This is a genomic window from Nocardia terpenica (assembly GCF_013186535.1).
GTDB lineage: Bacteria > Actinomycetota > Actinomycetes > Mycobacteriales > Mycobacteriaceae > Nocardia > Nocardia terpenica.
In genome coordinates this window covers 913,281-931,414 of sequence record NZ_JABMCZ010000005.1, presented here as the reverse complement: position 1 = coordinate 931,414, position 18,134 = coordinate 913,281, and the positions used below count along the sequence as shown (strand labels likewise).

Below are 18,134 nucleotides of genomic sequence, written 5' to 3'. Positions count from 1 at the left end.
CGAGGCGCTGACTCGGTACTGTTCGACGAACTACTGCGCCGCGCCCACAACGTTCGAGTGATGGATTTCGACGACACCGGTGCCGACGCCTACGAGGCCGCGAATGACGCGGTCCTCGGTAGCTGCGACCGCCTGATCGCCGTATGGGACGGTCGAGCCGGTGAACGTAGCGGCACCGGCAGCGTTGTCGCTTCAGCGCGGGACAGGGGACTACCGGTCGATATTATCTGGCCCGTCGGCGCGACGTATGGCTCCCACCACCGTCGAACCTGGTTATGGATGACGACGAGCGGTGTCCCTGAGCATGAGGTGCCCCGTGTTTCGGGTCAGTATGGTGCCTGGACACAAGAGCCGAGTAGGTTCCCGATCGCTGCGGGTTCCTGGCGGTGTACGTAGCCGATCCGCTTGTCCGTAGTAGCGACCGCCGCGAACTGCGAGTGCATGACGACGTTGAGGACCCGGTGCGTGTCGGCGGCGGCGTGACCGGCCGCGTTGCGGAGGGATACCGTGTCGGTGGCGTCGATGAGGTGTTCGGTGGCGTAGATCAGGGCATTGTTGCAGGGGTTGGGTCGTTCTGGACGTCGATCACCGGCAGGGCGCGCTTCGGGGTGGGTCTCCGCGGGGACGACGGCCGCCATCGATACCGGCCTGCATCTGCTGCGCGATCAGCACGGGGCCGAGATCGTCAATCGGGTCGCGCGGCGGCTGGTGGCGCCGCCGTATCGGGAGGGTGGGCAGGCGCACCCCTCGGCCTACCGCACAACCTTCCGCCCCACGTAGGCATGATGAAACCCGCTGTACCACCGGGCATTAGGAATCCGTGGGATGCTGTACCGGTTGGTAGGGTCCATCGGTGGGACGGTTCGCGGGACGGGAGGGCGAGGATGGTGGAGGTCCTGGTTGCCGAGGTTCGGTCGGATGGGCGGCCGCGGCGGGGGCAGAAGGATCGGTCGAGTTCGAACTTCTCGTTGGACAGGGTTCCGGCGGGGGTGCGGGAGCTCGTGTGGCGGACGGAGCCCGATACCGGGCACATCAGGTTCAGTGTGATGGTGGATGTCCGGGCCAATTACGATCAGCGCGTTCTGTCGAATATCGAATCCGGGACGAGAACGACCGTGCCGTTGGAGCGGGAGTCGTTGTCCCGCCGCGGTTTCTACATTGCCAATCCCTCCGGCTCGACGCACGATGCGTTCGTCGTGAAGGTCTACGCCTTGGTCCCCGAGTAGTCGCCCGTCGCTCCGTACAGCCAGTCGATGTGGCGGACGATGGTCGAATCGTGGTCGCGCAGATAGGCATTGCGCAGGGTGGCCGCCATGCCGTCGCAATGCCACAGGTCGCCCCACCAGCGTGCGGTGGCCTGTATGCGCGTGGCGCGGGGCACCCGGCGTTCGTGGAAGATCTCGACGGCCTGCCGCCAGTGCGTGGTGTCGAGGGGGCCGTCGCCGAGCGCGCGCGTGAGTTCGCGGGCGTCCTCGATGGCCTGGCATGCCCCCTGGGCCAGGTATTGCAGCATGGGGTGGGCGGCATCGCCGATGAGCAGCAACCGATCTCGGCTCCACCGCGCCAGCGGTTCCCGATCGCTCATCGGCCACCGGCGATCCCGCCGGAGATTGCCGAGCGCGGACCGCACCGGGGCGCAGCATCGGGCGAAGGCCGCGTCGAGTTCATCGGGATCGCTCCACTCGGATGCAGCCGAATCGGCACGGGGGCTGCGGAATACGGCGACCTGATTCAAAATCTCGTGTCGGCGTAGGGGATACTGGACCAGATGGCAGTCCGGGCCGATCCAGCCGACGACATCGGACCCGGCGTGCTCGACCTCGGCGGCCGACACCGTTCCCCGATAGGCCACATAGCCCGATGGCACCGGAGCATCGTCGGAGATCAGCGACCGCAGCCGCGAATGGAGACCGTCCGCGCCGAGCACCACCCGGCTGACCAACTCCGCTCCCGACGCCAATGTTGTTGTCGCGCTGTCGGTGTCGAACCGTACGGCGACGACCTCACTGTCGGTGCGCAGTTCCACCCCGGCCGCCGCGGCCGCGTCGAGCAGGATGCCGTGCAGGTCGCTGCGGTGGGTCACCACATAGGGGCCGCCGTACCGCTGCCGGAACCCCTCGCCGAGATCGAGAGCGATCAGCTCGCGCCCGTCGCGTGCGTCCCGCAGCACCAACCGTGCGGGCAGCACCCCCGAGGCGATCACCCGATCGAGCAGTCCCCACTCGGCCAGGATGCGAGTTGCGTTGGGCCCCAGCTGAAGTCCCGCACCGACCTCACCGAACTCGGACGCCTTCTCCACCAGCCGAACCCGGCGGTCATCACGGGCCAGCGCCGACGCGGCGGCCAGACCCGCCACCCCGCCGCCGACCACCACCACATCAATCCCCGGGTCCATCGTTGTCCTCCCTCACAGCCGAGGTGCGGGAATGCGATCCGAACTGGAATCGAAGTTGAGCACGTAGTCGAAGGCTCTCCTCGTCATTCCGGTGATGTCGCCGATCACCCGATTTCGTTGTGCGAGTGTTGTTTACCAGGCGACCGGTAGGGCGGTGATTCCGGCGATGGCGGAACGGAATGGGGAGCGTTCGGCTGGGCCCGCGAGGTGGAGGGTGGGGATGCGGTCTAGTAGGGTGCGGAAGGCGATGTGGAGTTCGGTGCGGGCGAGGTTTTGGCCTAGGCACTGGTGGATGCCGTAGCCGAAGGCTATGTGGCGGCGGTCGGGGCGGTGGAGGTCGAGGTCTTCGGGGTGGGCGGTGAGGTCGGGGTCGTGGTTGGCGGCGCCGAGGAGCACCATGACGCCCTCTCCGGCGCGGATGAGTTGTCCGCCGATTTCGATGTCGGCCACGGCGACACGCGAGAGTGCGGGTACGAGCGAGACGAAGCGCAGTAGTTCCTCCACGGCGGCGGGGATCAGGTCGGGGTCGGCGCGCAGTTCGGCCAGCCGGTCGGGATGTTCCAGCAGGTACAGGGTGCCCAGGGCGATCATGTTCGCGGTGGTGTCGTGGCCCGCGATGAGCAGGATCAGGGCGAAGCTGACCAATTGGGCGCGATCGAGATCGCCGGTGCGCAGGGGTCCGGCGATCAGGTCGTCGAGCAGGCCGTCGCCCGGGGTGGTCTGCTTGTCCCGGATGAGCCGGTCCAGGTAGTCCTCCAGCCGATCGATCGCCTCGACGCCCCGCTCGGGATCCAGCCGCAGCCGGGCCTGCGTTTCGAAGAACTCGTGGTCGGCGTAGGGGACGCCGAGCAGCGCGCAGATCACCATCGACGGCACCGGGAGGGCGAAGGAGGCGACCAGGTCGGCGGGGGAGCCGTGCCGGAGCATATCGTCGAGCCGCTGGTCCACGATTCGTTGGATCGAAGGCCGTAGTTGCGCAATGCGTTTGACGGTGAAGCTGGGAATGAGCATCCGCCGCTGCCTGCCGTGTTCGGGCGCGTCGACGCCGATCAGTGCGGCGAAGGTATTGCCGGAGGAGTCTTTTCGCCGTCGGCGCAGCAGGGTGGCCGCGGCCGGGAAGGCGACCGGGAAGTTCGGGTGGGAGCGGTCGGAGGAGATGCCGGGGTGGGCGAGCAGCGCGCGGGCGTCGGCGTGGTCGGTCACCGCCCAGACGAGCGTGCCGTCGAACAGCCGCACCCGGCCGACCGAACCCCGGTCCCTGAGGTTGTCGTAGTCGGCCGAGGGGCGGTAGGGACACTCCCGGTCGAGCGGGAGCTCCGGCGGTTCGGGTTGGGTGCGCGAGGCGATGATTTCGGTCATGAGTCGGCCTCCGGACGGAAAAGCGACAAGGTAAAGAGAAAATAAGAAACGGTAGTACCTTATGTGATCGAGTCTAGACTGACCCGGTAAGCGCCGCAAGAGATTTGGCACAGAGAGGGGATCGTTCATGCCGTCCGCCACCTCCCGCCGGCGAGGCGAGACGCTGGAGCGGGCGATCTTCCGGGCCGTCCTGGACGAGCTGGCCGAGGTCGGCTACCAGAAGCTGACCATGGAGGGGGTGGCCGTCCGGGCCAATACCAGCAAGCCCGTGCTCTACCGGCGCTGGCCCAGTCGCCCGGCGCTGGTCCTGGCGGCCCTCGGCCACGACGCCCCCATTGCGGGCGAACTGCCCGATACGGGCGCGCTGCGCTCGGACCTGATCGCCCTGCTGCAGCGGCTGGTTCACCGATTCGACCACGTCCCCGGCACGGTTCTGGTCGGCCTGATCACCGAAACCGCCCGTGACCCAGAGCTTTCCGCCGCGCTGCGGGCCAAATTCGCCGATACGCCGGTGGAGACGCTGGTGCTGGAACTGGCGCGCCGCGCCACCGACCGGGGCGAGTTGGGACCGCGCCGCCCACCGGATCGAGTCGCCCGGGTGCCGTTCGACCTGCTGCGCAACGAGTATCTGCGGCAAGGCGTTCCGGACGACGACATCGTCATCGAGATCGTCGACGACATCGTGCTCCCCCTGCTCCGCGAGCACAGCCGCCGGTGAGCTATTCGGTGCCGTCCGGCGGAATCTCGGGCAACCCCTCGCTCGCCCGCAGCTTCTCGGCGATGGAGATCAGCAGGTTCTGCGCCTCTTCGGACAAATCGAATGCCCGCCTCGCCAACCGGCGCGGTCCGTCACCCTGCAACCGGGACAGCAGCCGGAGGTCGTGATCGACAGTGGCGGTGTAGGTGTCGCTGTCGAAGTAGTCCGGCTTGACCTTGAAGAACTTCGCCAGCGCGGCCACCGTCTCCTCGGACGGATCGGCCCGCTGTCCCGACCGCAGCTGCGCCAGATACGGTTTCGAGATCGGATGACCGGAGGCCGTCAGCGCGGCCACCACCTCGGCGTCGGTGTGCGGCCTACGGTCCGGAGGATGTGCGGTGTCGAACAGCCTGTTCAGCCGCACGGCGAAGGCCCCGATCGCCCGGTTTCTCGCCCACTCTTCGAGCCGGTAGACCGCGCCGGGCTCCTCTGCCTCGTCCGAGGGCGTACGGGTGCCCTCGGCGCGGAACCTCCGATAGCTCACATTCGGTGATAATGCGGGTGAATCCGCCTGCAGCAGACCGAAAAGCCCCAGCACCCGCCGGGGCAACGAGTCCTCGATCTTCCACCACCGCACGGATTCTCTCTCCCCCAGTCGATTTCACTGCTAAACACCACCATCGCGCCGGGGTAGCATCTCATGCCCGACGTCGTCGGCAACCGCGCCGCGCCGTTGCCGGTCGACCGGACCTGCCGGTCTGCCGGGCGGCGCGGCTGAGGGTTATGTGGCTGCCGGGGCGTCGGTCGGGGGTTGGTCGGGGGTGGGGGAGCAGGTCGATCGACGAGGCCACCGCAACCCTGGACACGGCATCCGAAGCCACAATCCGCCATGCCCACCGCATAGTGGTCCTCGAGGCGGGTCGAATAATCGAACAGGGCACCCACACCGAGCTGCTCGCGGCGAACGGCCGTTACGCCGAACTGTGCCGCCACTGATTCGGATTGCCGTCGCGGTCTAGTCGCGATCCTGACACTCTGGTGTCGATGGAGACTGTGGAATGGCGCGTCGAGTTCGACGCCGCGGTGACGTTCAGTAACGGTGGTTCGCTGCGTGTGGAGGGGTTTCGGCTGGATATACCCGGCGAAGACATATCCGATGCGGCGCTGGGCGAGTTGTTCGTGCGGCACCTCGGCCTGTTGATGGTGGGCACCGTGGCGATCGGTGGTAAGCGGCTGATTCGGGAGTCCCACAAGGGGTCACGCGGTGCGGATGCGAGCGGCCCGGTGTCCCGGAAGGTAGTGGAGCTCGGCCGGGTGATTTGCGACGATATGATCACCCACCCGGGCGTATCGGGGCCGCAGATCTCGGACCACCTCAGCCGAATTACGCTGGTAGCCAACACCGGAGTGGGGATCGGTGGCGTGGCCGATCTCGAGGGCATCGTGGTCAGGCTGACCGGGGCCGACGATCCCGCGATCGAGCGGGCAGCGCTGGCGGCGCACGAGGTGACCGGTCGCGCGGTGCTCATCCACACCGGCTGGGATCGGCACTGGGGGAGCGAGGACTACTTGCACGGGCATCCGTATCTGACCGCCGATGCCGTCGACTGGCTTGTCGCGCAGCGCCCGGCGCTGGTCGGTATCGACTCGCGCAATATCGACGGCACCGGTCCCGCGCATACCGCGCTGCTGGCCGCGGGGATACCGATCGTGGAGCACCTGTTCGGGTTGAATCGGTTGCCGCCGAACGGGTTCCGTTTTCATGCCGCCCCGCTGGCCGTGGCCGGAGTGGGTACCTACCCGGTCCGTGCCTACGCGGTTGTCGGGGGGTGACCGCTGGCGCGGCGGATTGCGGTGGTCAGGGCGTTGGGGGTGGGGTGGGGCAGTGTTGCTGCTATGTGGGCGTCGGGGCGTATCAGCCAGACTTCGCCGGGGTTGGATTGCAGTGCGGTGGAGAGGGTTCCGTCGGGGTCTATGGTCGTGAGCGCCAGGGTGGTGGTCGGTGCGGGGGTTGCGGTGGCCGCGCAGTGGGCCAGGGACTTGGCGTTCACGCCCGGCGTGGTCAGCAGGAGAAATCCGGTGCGGGCGAGGGCGCGTAGGCGGTTGGTCCCGCCCGGTAGGGCGATCGGGGTGTCGGGGACGATGGTGCCGGGCGCGGCGGGGTGCATGGTGCCGCGGGCGGGGCGGCCGTGGCAGGGGTGGTGGGGGTTCGGGGTGGTGAGGGGTGAGTCGGCGTACCAGAAGGGTTCGGACAGGCGGCCGGAGTCGACGGCCGCCCGGGCGGTGGGATCGGTGGTCGCGCGTTCCAGGGTTTCGCGGCGGGTGCGGTGCTGTTGGCCGGTGTGCGGTACCAGGAAGTTCATGGTGGCGGTGGTGACTTCGATGTTTTCCAGTGCGGCGGCGTGTCTTTCGTCGTGGTAGGTGTCCAGTAGTTCATCCGGGGCCCAGGCGTTGAGGACGAAAGCCAGTTTCCAGGCGGCGTTTTCGGCGTCGGCTACGCCGGAGTTCAGGCCGCGCGCGCCGAACGGCGATACCAGGTGTGCGCAATCGCCCGCCAGCAGTACGCGATTCACTCGCATTCGGTCGACGACGCGAGAATGGAAGCGGTACACCGAGTTCCAGACGATCTCGTAGGGGGCATCGCCGACTATGCGGCGGATGCGAGCGTCGAGTGCGCCGTTGGCTGTTTCGGTGTCGAGATCGTAGTCGCCGGGGACCTGCCAGTCGATGCGGAAGGTCGAGTCGGGGCAGGGGTGGATGAGTACCTGGCGGCCGGGGTTCCAGGCGGGGTCGAAGTAGAAGCGGCGTTCGTCGGCCCAGCCGGGCAGGTCGGCACGGATGTCGCAGATGAGGAAACGGTCGTCGAAGGACTCGCCGCCGAAGTCGACGCCGAGTGCGGCGCGCAGGTCGTCGCTGTGTGCGCCGGTGCAGGCGATCGCGTAGGCGGCGATCACCGTGGTTTCTCCGCGTACTGTGGTGCAGCGCAGGCGGACTCCGGTGTGGTCCTGGTCGATGTCGGTGACGGTGTGTCCCCAGCGGACGTCGATCAGGCCGGATTCGGCGATGCGGTCGTCGAGGATCTGCTCGGTGCGGGTCTGGGAGATATTGACGAAGGGCGGGAAGGTCGAGTGGCCGGGGTCGGGCAGGTCGTAGGCGAACAGTTCGCGATCGCGGTAGAAGGTGCGCGCGGTGGTCCAGGTGACCGCCTCGTCGGCGATCCGCCGCCCGGCGCCGACGCTCTCCCAGATATCGAGCACATCGCGCTGCTGGCAGATCGCCTTGGAGCCGACGGCGTCGCGCCTCGGGCGGGAATCGAGCACCGTCACCGGAATTCCCCGGCGGGCCAGCAGCAGCGCGGCGGTCTGTCCCACCGGACCGTTACCGACGACGGCGACCGCCTTGCCGGTTGTCACCTCGAAGCCCTCAGTCCTGCAACAGATTCCAGACTTCTCGGTCGCGCTCCGCGGTCCAGATGACGGGCCGCTCGATGCCCGACAGCTCGTCCCACAGGCGCGAGACGTCGAACGGCAGGCAGTGCTCGAAGATCGGCCAGTGCCCGTACCGGTCGTAGAGGGCGGCGTGGGCGGACTCGAACGCCTCCCGGAGGGTCCCGCCGCGCTCGTGCACCGCGCCGACCTCGTGCAGCAGCACCGTCAGGAAGTGCCGGGTCTGCTCGACCGCCGCGGCGCAGGCTTCGCGCCCCTGCACGACCGCGCCGCGGCCGCCGACGAGTCGCTCGGCGCCGAGTGCCGCGACGGCATCGAGGGTGGTCGACGACCACTCACGGTGGAAGGCGTCGCCGGTGTACAGGGCGGCCTCGGCCTCGACCAGATCACCCGCGAAGAGGATCTTGTGCCCCGGCAGCCAGGCGACGATGTCACCCTCGGTGTGCCCGCGCCCGAGGAATCTCAGGTGCAGGTCTCCGCGGTCGCCGCCGAGATCGATGGTCACCGCGTCGGAGAAGGTCTGGGTCGGCCACGACAGGCCCGGGATCGTCTCCGGCTGCTTGAAAAGCCTTGGCATGCGCCCGAATTCGGACTCCCAATCCTGCCGCCCGCGCTCGGCGATGAGCGCGCGTGTGGTGTCGTGCGCGATGATCACCTCCGCGTCGAAGGCGCTGGCGCCGAGCACGCGCACCGCGTGATAGTGCGACAGGACCAGATACCTGACCGGCTTGTCGGTGTGCTCGCGCAGGATCGCCAGCCACTGCCGCGCGGCCGCCGGCGTCGCCAGCGCCTCGAAGCAGACCACGAAATCCTCGCCCTCGATCGCGCCGATATTCGGATCGCCCTCCGCGGTCAGCGCGTACACGCCGTCGGCCAGCACCTCGAGGGTCTGCGCCTTCTCGCCGAGATCCGCCGAGGAGGCGAAAGCCTTCGCACCCACGGACACCTCCATCAGTTCGATTGTTCCGAACGAGTGTAACCCGCGCCACACCGCCCAGGGCGTCGCTATCGCTGCCCGGGGAGATGTGGGATGTCTTGCCGCGCAGCCGGAGAGTCGTGCGCTCCACTACTTCTGCACCGGAAATTCTTATGTTCACGCCGATTCGGATCATTGCTGAGACTGCGCTGTGAAATTAAATTCCGATCATCTGGACAGAGCGGACAATTGTCCTGTCGCATCGGATTCGAATTGTCGCGAATGACGGTAGCTATGGTGCTGTCATAGCGAGCAAACATTGTGGCCGCACGCGGTGGGACGTTTATTCCGTTGCCGTACACCGTGTTTGATCCCACATCTTCCAGATGGAAACTTCGTGGCAACATGTGCAATGTGTAGGAAACACGGAGGCGATGTCGGGGGCGGGATTCAAACCTGATGGAGGGCCGAGTGATCGAACTTGTAGCGGAAAGTTATTCGGCGGACGTGCGGTTCCGTCGAATGCATCACGTCTTCGAGTCCAGCTGCGATGCGAACCCCGATGCTATCGCACTGGATTGTGCGGGGCGGACACTCAGCTACGTCGAACTGGATTCACAGGCAAATAGTTTGGCGCACCATCTTCGAAATATCGGCGTCACCCCGCAGACGCGGGTGGCGGTGCTGCTGTCACGCTCGGTGCACACCTATGTGGCGCTGCTGGGTATCGGTAAGGCCGGAGCCGCGTTCGTGCCGATCGATCCCGGCGCACCGCCGGATCGGGTGGCCTACATCGTCGAGGACGCCGGTGTCGAGGTCGTGGTGACCTCCACCGAACTGGACAGTGCGCTGGCGGGGTTGCGCTGCACCGTCGTTCGGATGGACGCCGATGCGGCGGTGATCGCGTCGGCGCCGAGTACCCGGCCGGACCCGATCGCCGGTGCGGACGATCAGGTCGCGTACGTGATGTATACGTCGGGGTCGAGCGGTCGGCCGAAGGGTGTGCTCATCGCCCAGTCCAGCATCTGCAATTTCCTGGACGTGGTGCCGGATGTGTACGACGTGCGCCCCGGTGACCGGGTGTATCAGGGCATGACCATCTCCTTCGACTTCTCCGTCGAGGAGATCTGGCCGACCTGGGCGCGCGGCGCCACCGTCGTTGCGGGACCGACGGATTCGCGACGACTCGGCGCGGAGCTCGCCGACTTCCTGGAGGCCGCCGGGGTGACGGTGCTGTACTGCGTGCCGACGCTGCTGGCGACGATTCCCCGTGACCTGCCCGCGATTCGCAGCATCCTCGTCGGCGGCGAGGCCTGCCCCGCCCAGCTGGTCGACCGCTGGGCGAGACCCGGGCGGCGCATGCTCAACACCTACGGCCCCACCGAAACCACCGTCACCGCAACGGTCGGCGAGGTGGCGCCGGGGCGGACGGTGACGATCGGCACGGCGCTGCCCACCTACTCGGTCGTGCTGCTGGACGAGGATCGCGAGCCGGTGCCCGACGGCGCGGTGGGCGAGATCTGCATCGGCGGACCGGGTGTCGCGCTCGGCTATATCGGCCGCCCGGACCTGACCGCCGACCGATTCATCGACCATCCGGCCGCGCCCGACGGAAAGCTGTATCGCACCGGCGATCTGGGGCGGCTCGATGCCGACGGCAACCTCGAGTATCTGGGCCGGGCCGATGCCGAGGTGAAGATCCGCGGTCACCGCATCGACCTCGGCGAGATCGAATCCGTACTCCTGGAGGACCCCGCGGTGACCGAGGCGGTGGCCGCCACCACCGACGGCGCGGACGGGCCGGAACTGGCCGCCTTCGTGGTGCTCGCCGACGCGGGCGACGAGCGACTGCGGCAGCGCCTGCACCAGCGGATGCGAAATCGGTTGCCCGCCTACATGGTTGCCTCCTACGTCGAGGTGATCGACGCGCTGCCGACCATGCCGTCGGGCAAGGTGGACCGCCGGGCGCTGCCCGCGCCGACCGGTCACCGCTTCGTCGGGTCCGGCCGGGTGGTGGCACCGGCCGACGCCACCGAGCAGCGCATCCGCGATGTCTGGGCCGAGGCGCTGGGGTTGCCGCCGGAGACGGTGTCGGTGACCGCCGATTTCTTCACCGACCTGGGCGGGCACTCCCTGCTGGCGGCCCGGGTGGTGTCGCAACTGCGGGCGAGCGGTGCGGTGCCGCACGCCGCCCTGCGCGACCTGTACCGGTATCCGACCGTGCGGGCGATGGCCGCGCACCTGCCCGCCCCGCCGATCGCCGCCGCCGTCGAATCGGGCCCGAAACCCTTGCGGCACAGCAATGCAACGGTCGCGCGCAGCGCCGTCGCGCAGCTGGCCGTGCTGTATCTGCTGCTGTTGGTGACCACGCTGCCGTTCGCGTACGTCGATACCGCCAATGACGGTCACCTGTCGGTGCGGATGGTCGGGCAGCTGCTGGCGGCACTGCTGGTCGCCGATGTGGCCGTGCGCTGGGTGCTGCCGATTCTGCTGGTGCGCCTGCTCGGCGCCGGTATCCGGCCCGGCCGGTATCCGCTGTGGGGGCCGACCTATCTGCGGATCTGGGCACAGCACTTGCTGCTGACGGTCGGGCCGCTGCCGGTGCTGGCGGGCTCCCCGCTGGGCAATGCCTATCTGCGGCTGCTGGGCGCTCGAATCGGTCGCGGGGCGCACGTCGGCACCGCGGCGGTGAGCCTGCCCGCGCTGATCGATATCGGTCCCGGTGCGGCGCTCGGATACCGGGTCACGGTGTGGCCGTGGCGAGTCGAGGACGGCTGGGTGATCGTCGCACCGATAACCATTGGGGCCGATGCGTTCGTCGGCGCGCATGCGGTGCTGAATCCCGGCTCGCGGCTGGAATCCGGTGCGGCACTGGGACAGCAGTCGGCGCTCGGCGCGGGCGCGACCGTGCCCTCGGGGGCGCGGTGGGCGGGCTCGCCCGCCGAGCCGACGCAGCGGCTGTCGGATGCCGCCGAGGCGATCCTGGCGGCGCCGGTCCGGCAGGTGCCGTGGACGCTTCCGCAGCTGGCGGCCTTCGCCCTCGCCGCGGGCGTGCTCGAGATCGCCGCGATCGTCATGATCGCGCCCGCGGTCGTTCTCGTGTCCTGGGCGATGCTGGACGTCGACCCGCTCGTCGGCCTGATCGCCACGCTGGCGTCCGGCCCGGTGTACGTGGCGACGGTCTGCGTGCTGGTGGCGGCCGGGAAACGGCTGGTGCTGCCGCGGCTGCCGAGCGGAATCCATCCCGCCCGCTCCGGTCTCGGCATCCGGAAGTTCGTGGCGGACAAGCTGTTCGACTACAGCCTGGGGTTCACCCACACCCTGTACGCCACCCTCTACACGGTGCCGTGGCTGCGGCTGCTCGGGGCGCGCATCGGCCGCGGCTCGGAGGTGTCGACCGCGGCCCACATCGATCCGGATCTGCTCGACCTCGCCGAGGGCACCTTCGTCGCCGATATGGCCAGCATCGGCGCGGCCACCTTCGGGCGCGGGTGGATCTCGTTGGCGCCCACCACGGTTGGGCGTAGGTCGTTCATCGGGAACGCCGCGGTCGTGTCCGCCGGGGCGTCGGTCGGCGCGGGCGCGCTGGTCGGGGTCGGGACATTGCCGCCGCACACCGGAGTTCCCGACGGCACCGCCTGGCTCGGCTCCCCGGCCATCGAACTGCCGACGCGGCAGGACTCCGGCGACTACCCGGAATCCACGACGTATCGGCCCCCGGCGCGGGTGGTGCGGCAGCGGCTGCTGATCGAATTCTTCCGCGCCACCCTGCCCGCCACCGTGCTCGCCGCAGGGGCGTATCTGTATGTGCGAGTGCTGTCGGTGCTGGCGCACGATCACGACATGCTCCGGACGGTGCTGCTGTCACCGCTGGTCGCCGGGGCCGTCGCGGTCGCGATCGTCGGGGTGTGCGCGGTGCTCAAACGTGTTGTCGTGGGCCGGTATCGGCCGCGGGTGGAACCGCTGTGGGATCTGTTCGTGCGCAGGACCGAATTCGTCACCGGTGTCTACGAGGCCGCGGCGGTGCCCGCGTGCCTGGGACTGGTGGCCGGAACCCCGTTCCTGCCGATGATGTTGCGCTGGTTCGGCACCGATATCGGGCGGCGGACCTGGATCGGCACCACCTTCATCACCGAATTCGATCTGGTCGTCATCGGCGACGACGCCGCGGTCGGGCCCGAAGCCTCGCTGCAGACCCATCTGTTCGAGGACCGCGTGATGAAGATGTCCACCGTCACCATCCGGCCCGGAGCCACCGTCGGCACCCGCGCCATCGTGCTCTACGACTCCGTCGTCGGCGACGGCGTGGTCCTCGACCCGCTGTCCCTGCTGATGAAGGGCGAACACCTCACCGCCGACACCCGCTGGGGCGGAATCCCCGCTCAGCCACGGCAACTCGTGTCGTAACGCCCCACCGATGAGATGACGACGGTCCGGCCGTGGCGGCTGCGGCGAATTCGCTGTGCCGCCACACCGGACCGTCGATCGGTTGTTGGCGGGGCATGACAGGTGATTGAAATCGGAATCTGTTGGAACTATTGCGCGGTGCATCATTTGCTGTATGGTGGCCACGTCCCATCGGCTGGCCGATTTGTCGCGGTCGATGTAATGCAGGGTCCACGGGATTGGACGGTTGATGCGGAGTACCGACGCGGCCTCGGGAATGAGGACGGCCTTTGCTGCGCGGGATGTCTCGAAGCTGTTCTTCGGCGCGGAGGGGCCGCTGTGGGCATTGCGGGAGATGTCGCTGACCGTGGCGGCGGGTACGTTCACCGCCGTGGTGGGGCCGTCGGGGTGCGGTAAGTCGACGCTGCTGCGGATGCTCGGCGGCCTGGAGGAGCCGAGTTCGGGGGCGGTGGCCGGGCCCGATGACGAGGGTGGTGTACCGGCTGTCGCGTTCGTGTTCCAGGACTCCGGCGTGCTGCCGTGGCTGTCCGTGCTCGACAATGTGTTGTTCGGGCTTCCGGTGTCTCGCCGTCGGAACGACCGTGTGGCGACGGCGCGGGAATGGATCGGGCGCACGGGGCTTTCCGGGTTCGAGAAGGCTTATCCCGCTCAGCTGTCGGGTGGAATGCGGCAGCGGGTGGGAATTGCGCGTGCCTTTGCCACCGGTTCGCCGTGCCTGCTGATGGACGAACCGTTGGGGGCGCTGGACGCGCAGACTCGGCTGCTGATGCAGGAGGAGTTGCTGGCCCTGTGCGAAACGGAACGTAAAACCATTGTGCTGGTGACACATTCGCTGGATGAAGCGCTGTTGCTCGGGGACCGGGTGGTGCTGATGTCGGCGCGGCCGGGGCGGGTGCGCGCCGAGGTCGAGGTGCCGTTCGGTCGGCCCCGCAGCCCGGATGTGCAGCACGCCAAGGAGTTCGCCGAACTGCGCGCCGATCTGTGGGATCTGCTGCGCGGCGAGGTCGAGGCGATGCGGGCCGACCGATGAACCAGGCCGTGGACCACGCCCCGCAGGCTCGGGCCGTCGTGCTCGCCGAGATACGCCGTCGCCGCTGGCTTCGCCGTCGAGACATCGCCTTGGCCGTGCTGACTCCGGTACTGGCGCTGGCGATCTGGCAGTGGGCGGCGCAGGCGAATGCGATCGACGCCCGGGTCTTTCCGCCACCGAGCCGCACCCTCGCCCGAGCGGTCGACATGATCGCCTCCGGTGAGCTCCCGCACGACTCGGCCGCGACCCTGATCCGGCTGCTCGGCGGCTACCTTCCGGCCGCCGTCGCCGGAACAATGGTCGGATTGGCCATGGGGGCCTGGCGTCCGCTGGGCGCCGCGCTCGCCCCGTTCTTCACCGCGCTGTACGCATTGCCGAAGATCGCCGTATTGCCGTTGCTGCTCTTGATATTCGGGCTGGGTGATACGCCGAGGATTCTGGCCGTGGCGATCACGGTCTTCTTCGTCACCCAGATCAATGCGCAGGCGGCGATGCGGCAGCTCGACCCCGGCGCGCTGGAGCTGGCCAGGGCCTACCGGGTGCGCGGCTGGCGCCGGTTGCGGCTGGTCGTCGGGCCCGCGTGCCTTCCGCAGATCTTCACCGGGCTTCGGGTGGCCGTCGGGCTCGGTGTGGTGGTCGCGATCGCCGTCGAATTCGTGGCCTCCGACGAGGGAATCGGCTATCTGATCTGGAACTCCTGGCAGCTGTTCCAACCGGAACGCATGTACGTCGGACTGCTGGCCGCCGCGCTTCTGGGTGCGGGGCTGACCGCCATCGTCTCGCTGTGCGGGTGGCTCGCCATGCCGTGGCGGCGACAGGCCCCGGCCAAAAGCATGCCGGGAACAGTGTGAGAGCCATGCCGGGATCAATATGAGAGCGGAGAACATCACTGTGAGAATGCATTCTCGGCGCCGTGCCCTCGGCATTGTCGCCGTGTCCATGGTCGGCGCGGCTCTGGCCCTCACCGGGTGTGGGGGTCGCGGCGCCAGCGCGGAGAACGGCACGGTGACCGTCGCCCATGTGCCGTCGACCCTGTTCGCGCCGCTGTATGTGGCGCGGGCGAAGGGCTACTTCGATGCCGAGGGCATCGCCGTCGATCTGCAGAAGGTGAAGTCCGGTCAGGATGCGGTCGGGCCCGCCGCGAACGGCAAACTGGATGTCGTCGTGGCGGGATTCTCGGCGGGGATGTTCAGCGCCGTCGCCAGCGGTCTGGACCTGAAGGTCGTCGGCTCGATGGGCATCGCCCCGGGCGATCCGAACGCGTCCCCGACCGCCCTGGAGGTGTCGGCCGCCTCGACCGGCACGCTCGCCGATCTGCGCGGGAAGAGGGTGGCCGTCGCGGGCGGCCCGGGTTCGGCGGGCGGCTTCCAGCTCGCGACGGTCCTGCAACCGGCCGGACTCTCGCTCGGCGACGTCCAGGTGGTGAACCTCGGCATCCCGGATATGCAGCCCGCGCTGGCCAACGGCAGCGTCGACGCCGCGCTCGTCGCCGCGCCGTTCACCACGAAGATGGAAAAGGCCGGTGTGGCACGGCCGTTGGCGGTCCCGCCGAAGGGCGCCTCGGCCACCGGCGTGATCTACGGCGGCTCCTTCGCCCGCGGCGCGGCGGCCCAGCGTTTCTTCGACGCACTGGTCCGCGCCTCCCGCGACCTCCAGGGCGAGGGAGCGAAATCCGAAGAGGTCCTGAAGATTCTGGCCGATGCGACCGGGCAGGACATCGCCGTCCTTCGCGAGGTCCCGTCCTACACCTGGTTACCCGATCTCGCCCCGCTGCCCGACCAGCTCGACAAGCAGCAGCGGGTGTACCGGGACGCGGGGCTGATGACCGATGCCGCGCCGCTGAAGACGGAGTCCTTCGTGGACACCGCGTTTGCCCGGAAGGCGGCGGGAAAGTGATGCCGCGCGTCAGGTGAGCGTCGGTACACAGGTTATCGGTGCGGGTCGGGTTCGGTGTAGGTCGAACACGAGGATTCGGTTGTCGCCCCGGCGAAGACAGGGGGCGGGGCAGTACAGGCGTTGCTGGGGGCCGATTTCCCAGTATCTGCCCAGGTTGTGATCGTTGACGTAGACGAAACCCTTTGTCCAGCCGGACATGTCGAGGTAGGTGTCGGCGGGGGTGGTCAGGCTGATCGTTGCCTCGAAGAAGATTCCCGGCCGGTTCGGGTCGGAGATTGTCGGGGCGAGCGATGCCACGAAGGCGTCATCCATCGGCAGGAGGAAGACCTGCCACCCCGTCAGATCCCCGGTCAGGGGACCGGCGTCGCGGAGTGCGACCGTCTCCAGGATGCCCTTTCGGTCGACGAGGGCTTGGCCGAAGTTGGTGCGGCCCATGCCTTCCACCAGGATGTCCAGCACCGGCGAGGGGCCGAGGCCGCCGGGGTCCGGAAGTCCGAGCGGGGCATTGTTATTGGTGACGTTCAAGGTCGTGGAGACCTGGTCGGGGATCAGGGGCCGGGAGAGGCCGCCCGCGTAGGCGCCGTTCAGGAATACCGTGGCGTAGTCGTGGACCCAGTGGATGTCCAGTCGGCCGCCCGTGTAACCGGGCAACGGTCGGCGGTAGAGGGCGAAACCGAAGTTCTGGCCGTACATTTCGAACGGCCGCGGGTTGACGGTCCGGTCGGGTGGCAGCGCGGCGGGGAGGTTGTCCCAGACCGAGGCGAACGGGGCCGGGGTGAATGTCCGGCCGTCGAGTGTCGGTAGGGGAGCGGGGATGTCGGGGAGCGGTGCGGGGAGATGACCGGCGAGCAGGTCGCGGTAGGTGTGATAGCGCGGGGTGGCGACGCCCTGTTCGGTAATGGGGGCACAGTAGTCGTAGCTGGTGATGTCGGGCTGATAGTGGCCGGACAGGTCGTCGGCATTGGCTCCGGCCCAGAAGCCGAAGCTGGTGCCGCCGTGGATCATATAGATATTGAACGACAGGCCCTGCTCCATGAAGGCCCGCAGGCGGTCGGAGATGTCGGAGCCGCCGCCCTGGAAGGTGGGGTCGCCCCAGTGCGTCAGCCAGCCGGGATACACCTCGCCCGCCATCGCGGGAACGTCCGCAAACGCCTTGCGCGCCTGCGCGATCGACGACGCGGAGCCGTCGCTGAGCGCGATCGCGCCGCCGGGCACATTGGAGTGGTTGGCCCGCACCTGGTCCAGACCGTCCTCGGTATAGAACGGGCCGGAGACGCCGCCGTCGATCCACAGCTGCCGCAGCCGCGCCGGGTAGCCGGAATCAGTGCCGTAGGAGCCGTACTCGTTCTCGATCTGGATCATCAGGATCGGGCCGCCGTTCTCGACCAGCAGCGGCTTCACGCGGGGGATCAGTTGCTCGACATAGCCACGCACGGCGGACATGTAGTGCGCGTCGGCGCCCGTTCGCAGCCTGATGTCGGGGTTGCCCAGCAGATAGGACGGGATGCCCCCGAGATCCCACTCCCCGCACACGTACGGGCCCGGCCGCAGCAGCACCCACATGTCCTCCGCCTGGCACAGCCGCACGAAGGCCGCGAAATCGCGTCGGCCGGTGGTGAAGTCGAAGACGCCCGGCCGTTCCTCGACGTAGTTCCACATGACATACAGCGAGATCGTGTTCATCCCCATGGCCTTCGCCATCCGAATCCGATGCCGCCAGTACGGCACCGGAATCCGCGCCGGATGCATCTCGCCGCTACGAATCTGGAAGGGCTGTCCGTCGAGCAGGAAAGCGCTTCCGTCGGAAGCGAATCCGAACGAATGCCCCGCCGCCCGCGCGGGCGCCACCGACGCGGTCCCGGTGACGGCCATCGCGGCAAGGGGACTCAGGGCGCTGATCGCCAGAAACCGGCGTCGATCCACGACTTCTCCCATCGTGCAAGCCATCTCGATACGTCCATCGTGACGGCCCGCGCGAGCGAGCGGGG

Annotated in this window: 14 protein-coding genes; 8 read left to right on the top strand and 6 right to left on the bottom strand. The window is 68.3% G+C overall.

What is annotated here, in order from left to right:
* Nucleotides 1-564 precede the first annotated feature (564 nt).
* Nucleotides 565-780, top strand: a complete 216-nt coding sequence (locus HPY32_RS44205; protein ID WP_082871325.1) for a hypothetical protein — start codon at nucleotides 565-567, stop codon at nucleotides 778-780.
* A 104-nt stretch (nucleotides 781-884) separates the two neighbouring features.
* On the top strand, nucleotides 885-1,226 hold the full coding sequence (locus HPY32_RS39955; RefSeq protein WP_067587521.1) for a hypothetical protein: 342 nt from the start codon (nucleotides 885-887) through the stop codon (nucleotides 1,224-1,226).
* On the opposite strand, the gene HPY32_RS39950 is transcribed toward HPY32_RS39955, so the two are convergent.
* Together HPY32_RS39950 and HPY32_RS39945 are read right to left on the bottom strand one after the other, a co-directional pair.
* Nucleotides 1,205-2,395, bottom strand: a complete 1,191-nt coding sequence (locus tag HPY32_RS39950) for an FAD-dependent monooxygenase (RefSeq protein WP_067587524.1) — start codon at nucleotides 2,393-2,395, stop codon at nucleotides 1,205-1,207. The two genes, HPY32_RS39955 and HPY32_RS39950, sit on opposite strands and share 22 nt — an antisense overlap.
* A 132-nt stretch (nucleotides 2,396-2,527) precedes the next feature.
* Entirely contained in the window at nucleotides 2,528-3,754 is a 1,227-nt protein-coding gene (locus HPY32_RS39945; protein ID WP_067587527.1) for a cytochrome P450, read from the bottom strand.
* Nucleotides 3,755-3,881: 127 nt separating this feature from the next.
* On the opposite strand from HPY32_RS39945, the gene HPY32_RS39940 reads away from it, so the two are divergent.
* The gene (locus tag HPY32_RS39940; RefSeq protein ID WP_067587530.1) at nucleotides 3,882-4,472 is read left to right on the top strand and encodes a TetR/AcrR family transcriptional regulator; all 591 of its coding nucleotides are present in this window, start codon (nucleotides 3,882-3,884) and stop codon (nucleotides 4,470-4,472) included.
* A 1-nt stretch (nucleotide 4,473) separates the two neighbouring features.
* Here HPY32_RS39940 and HPY32_RS39935 read toward each other — a convergent pair whose 3' ends face one another.
* The gene (locus HPY32_RS39935; RefSeq protein ID WP_067595722.1) at nucleotides 4,474-4,890 is read right to left on the bottom strand and encodes a helix-turn-helix domain-containing protein; all 417 of its coding nucleotides are present in this window, start codon (nucleotides 4,888-4,890) and stop codon (nucleotides 4,474-4,476) included.
* A 605-nt stretch (nucleotides 4,891-5,495) separates the two neighbouring features.
* On the opposite strand from HPY32_RS39935, the gene HPY32_RS39930 reads away from it, so the two are divergent.
* The gene (locus HPY32_RS39930; RefSeq protein WP_067595725.1) at nucleotides 5,496-6,284 is read left to right on the top strand and encodes a cyclase family protein; all 789 of its coding nucleotides are present in this window, start codon (nucleotides 5,496-5,498) and stop codon (nucleotides 6,282-6,284) included.
* Here HPY32_RS39930 and HPY32_RS39925 read toward each other — a convergent pair.
* Nucleotides 6,263-7,864, bottom strand: coding sequence for an FAD-dependent monooxygenase (locus HPY32_RS39925; protein WP_171983277.1), 1,602 nt, complete (start codon nucleotides 7,862-7,864; stop codon nucleotides 6,263-6,265). The two genes, HPY32_RS39930 and HPY32_RS39925, sit on opposite strands and share 22 nt — an antisense overlap.
* Nucleotides 7,865-7,874: 10 nt before the next feature.
* Nucleotides 7,875-8,849 (bottom strand): MBL fold metallo-hydrolase, encoded by a 975-nt coding sequence (locus HPY32_RS39920; protein WP_067587533.1) that lies wholly within the window; start codon nucleotides 8,847-8,849, stop codon nucleotides 7,875-7,877.
* Nucleotides 8,850-9,284: 435 nt separating this feature from the next.
* Here HPY32_RS39920 and HPY32_RS39915 point away from each other — a divergent pair, with 435 nt between their 5' ends.
* The 4 genes from HPY32_RS39915 to HPY32_RS39900 all read left to right on the top strand — a co-directional run bounded on the left by HPY32_RS39915 (nucleotide 9,285) and on the right by HPY32_RS39900 (nucleotide 16,146).
* Nucleotides 9,285-13,220 carry a Pls/PosA family non-ribosomal peptide synthetase gene (locus HPY32_RS39915; RefSeq protein ID WP_231951617.1) on the top strand — a complete coding sequence of 1,312 codons (3,936 nt, stop codon included), beginning with the start codon at nucleotides 9,285-9,287 and terminating at the stop codon, nucleotides 13,218-13,220.
* 229 nt (nucleotides 13,221-13,449) lie between these two features.
* The gene (locus HPY32_RS39910; RefSeq protein ID WP_067587539.1) at nucleotides 13,450-14,250 is read left to right on the top strand and encodes an ABC transporter ATP-binding protein; all 801 of its coding nucleotides are present in this window, start codon (nucleotides 13,450-13,452) and stop codon (nucleotides 14,248-14,250) included.
* Nucleotides 14,247-15,101 (top strand): ABC transporter permease, encoded by an 855-nt coding sequence (locus HPY32_RS39905; RefSeq protein ID WP_067587542.1) that lies wholly within the window; start codon nucleotides 14,247-14,249, stop codon nucleotides 15,099-15,101. Before HPY32_RS39910 ends, HPY32_RS39905 begins: the two co-directional genes overlap by 4 nt.
* A gap of 46 nt (nucleotides 15,102-15,147) precedes the next feature.
* The gene (locus tag HPY32_RS39900) at nucleotides 15,148-16,146 is read left to right on the top strand and encodes an ABC transporter substrate-binding protein (RefSeq protein WP_067587544.1); all 999 of its coding nucleotides are present in this window, start codon (nucleotides 15,148-15,150) and stop codon (nucleotides 16,144-16,146) included.
* Nucleotides 16,147-16,155: 9 nt separating this feature from the next.
* Here the strand turns inward: HPY32_RS39900 and HPY32_RS39895 are convergent, their stop codons facing one another.
* The gene (locus HPY32_RS39895) at nucleotides 16,156-18,069 is read right to left on the bottom strand and encodes a beta-galactosidase (RefSeq protein ID WP_197696484.1); all 1,914 of its coding nucleotides are present in this window, start codon (nucleotides 18,067-18,069) and stop codon (nucleotides 16,156-16,158) included.
* Nucleotides 18,070-18,134 lie beyond the last annotated feature (65 nt).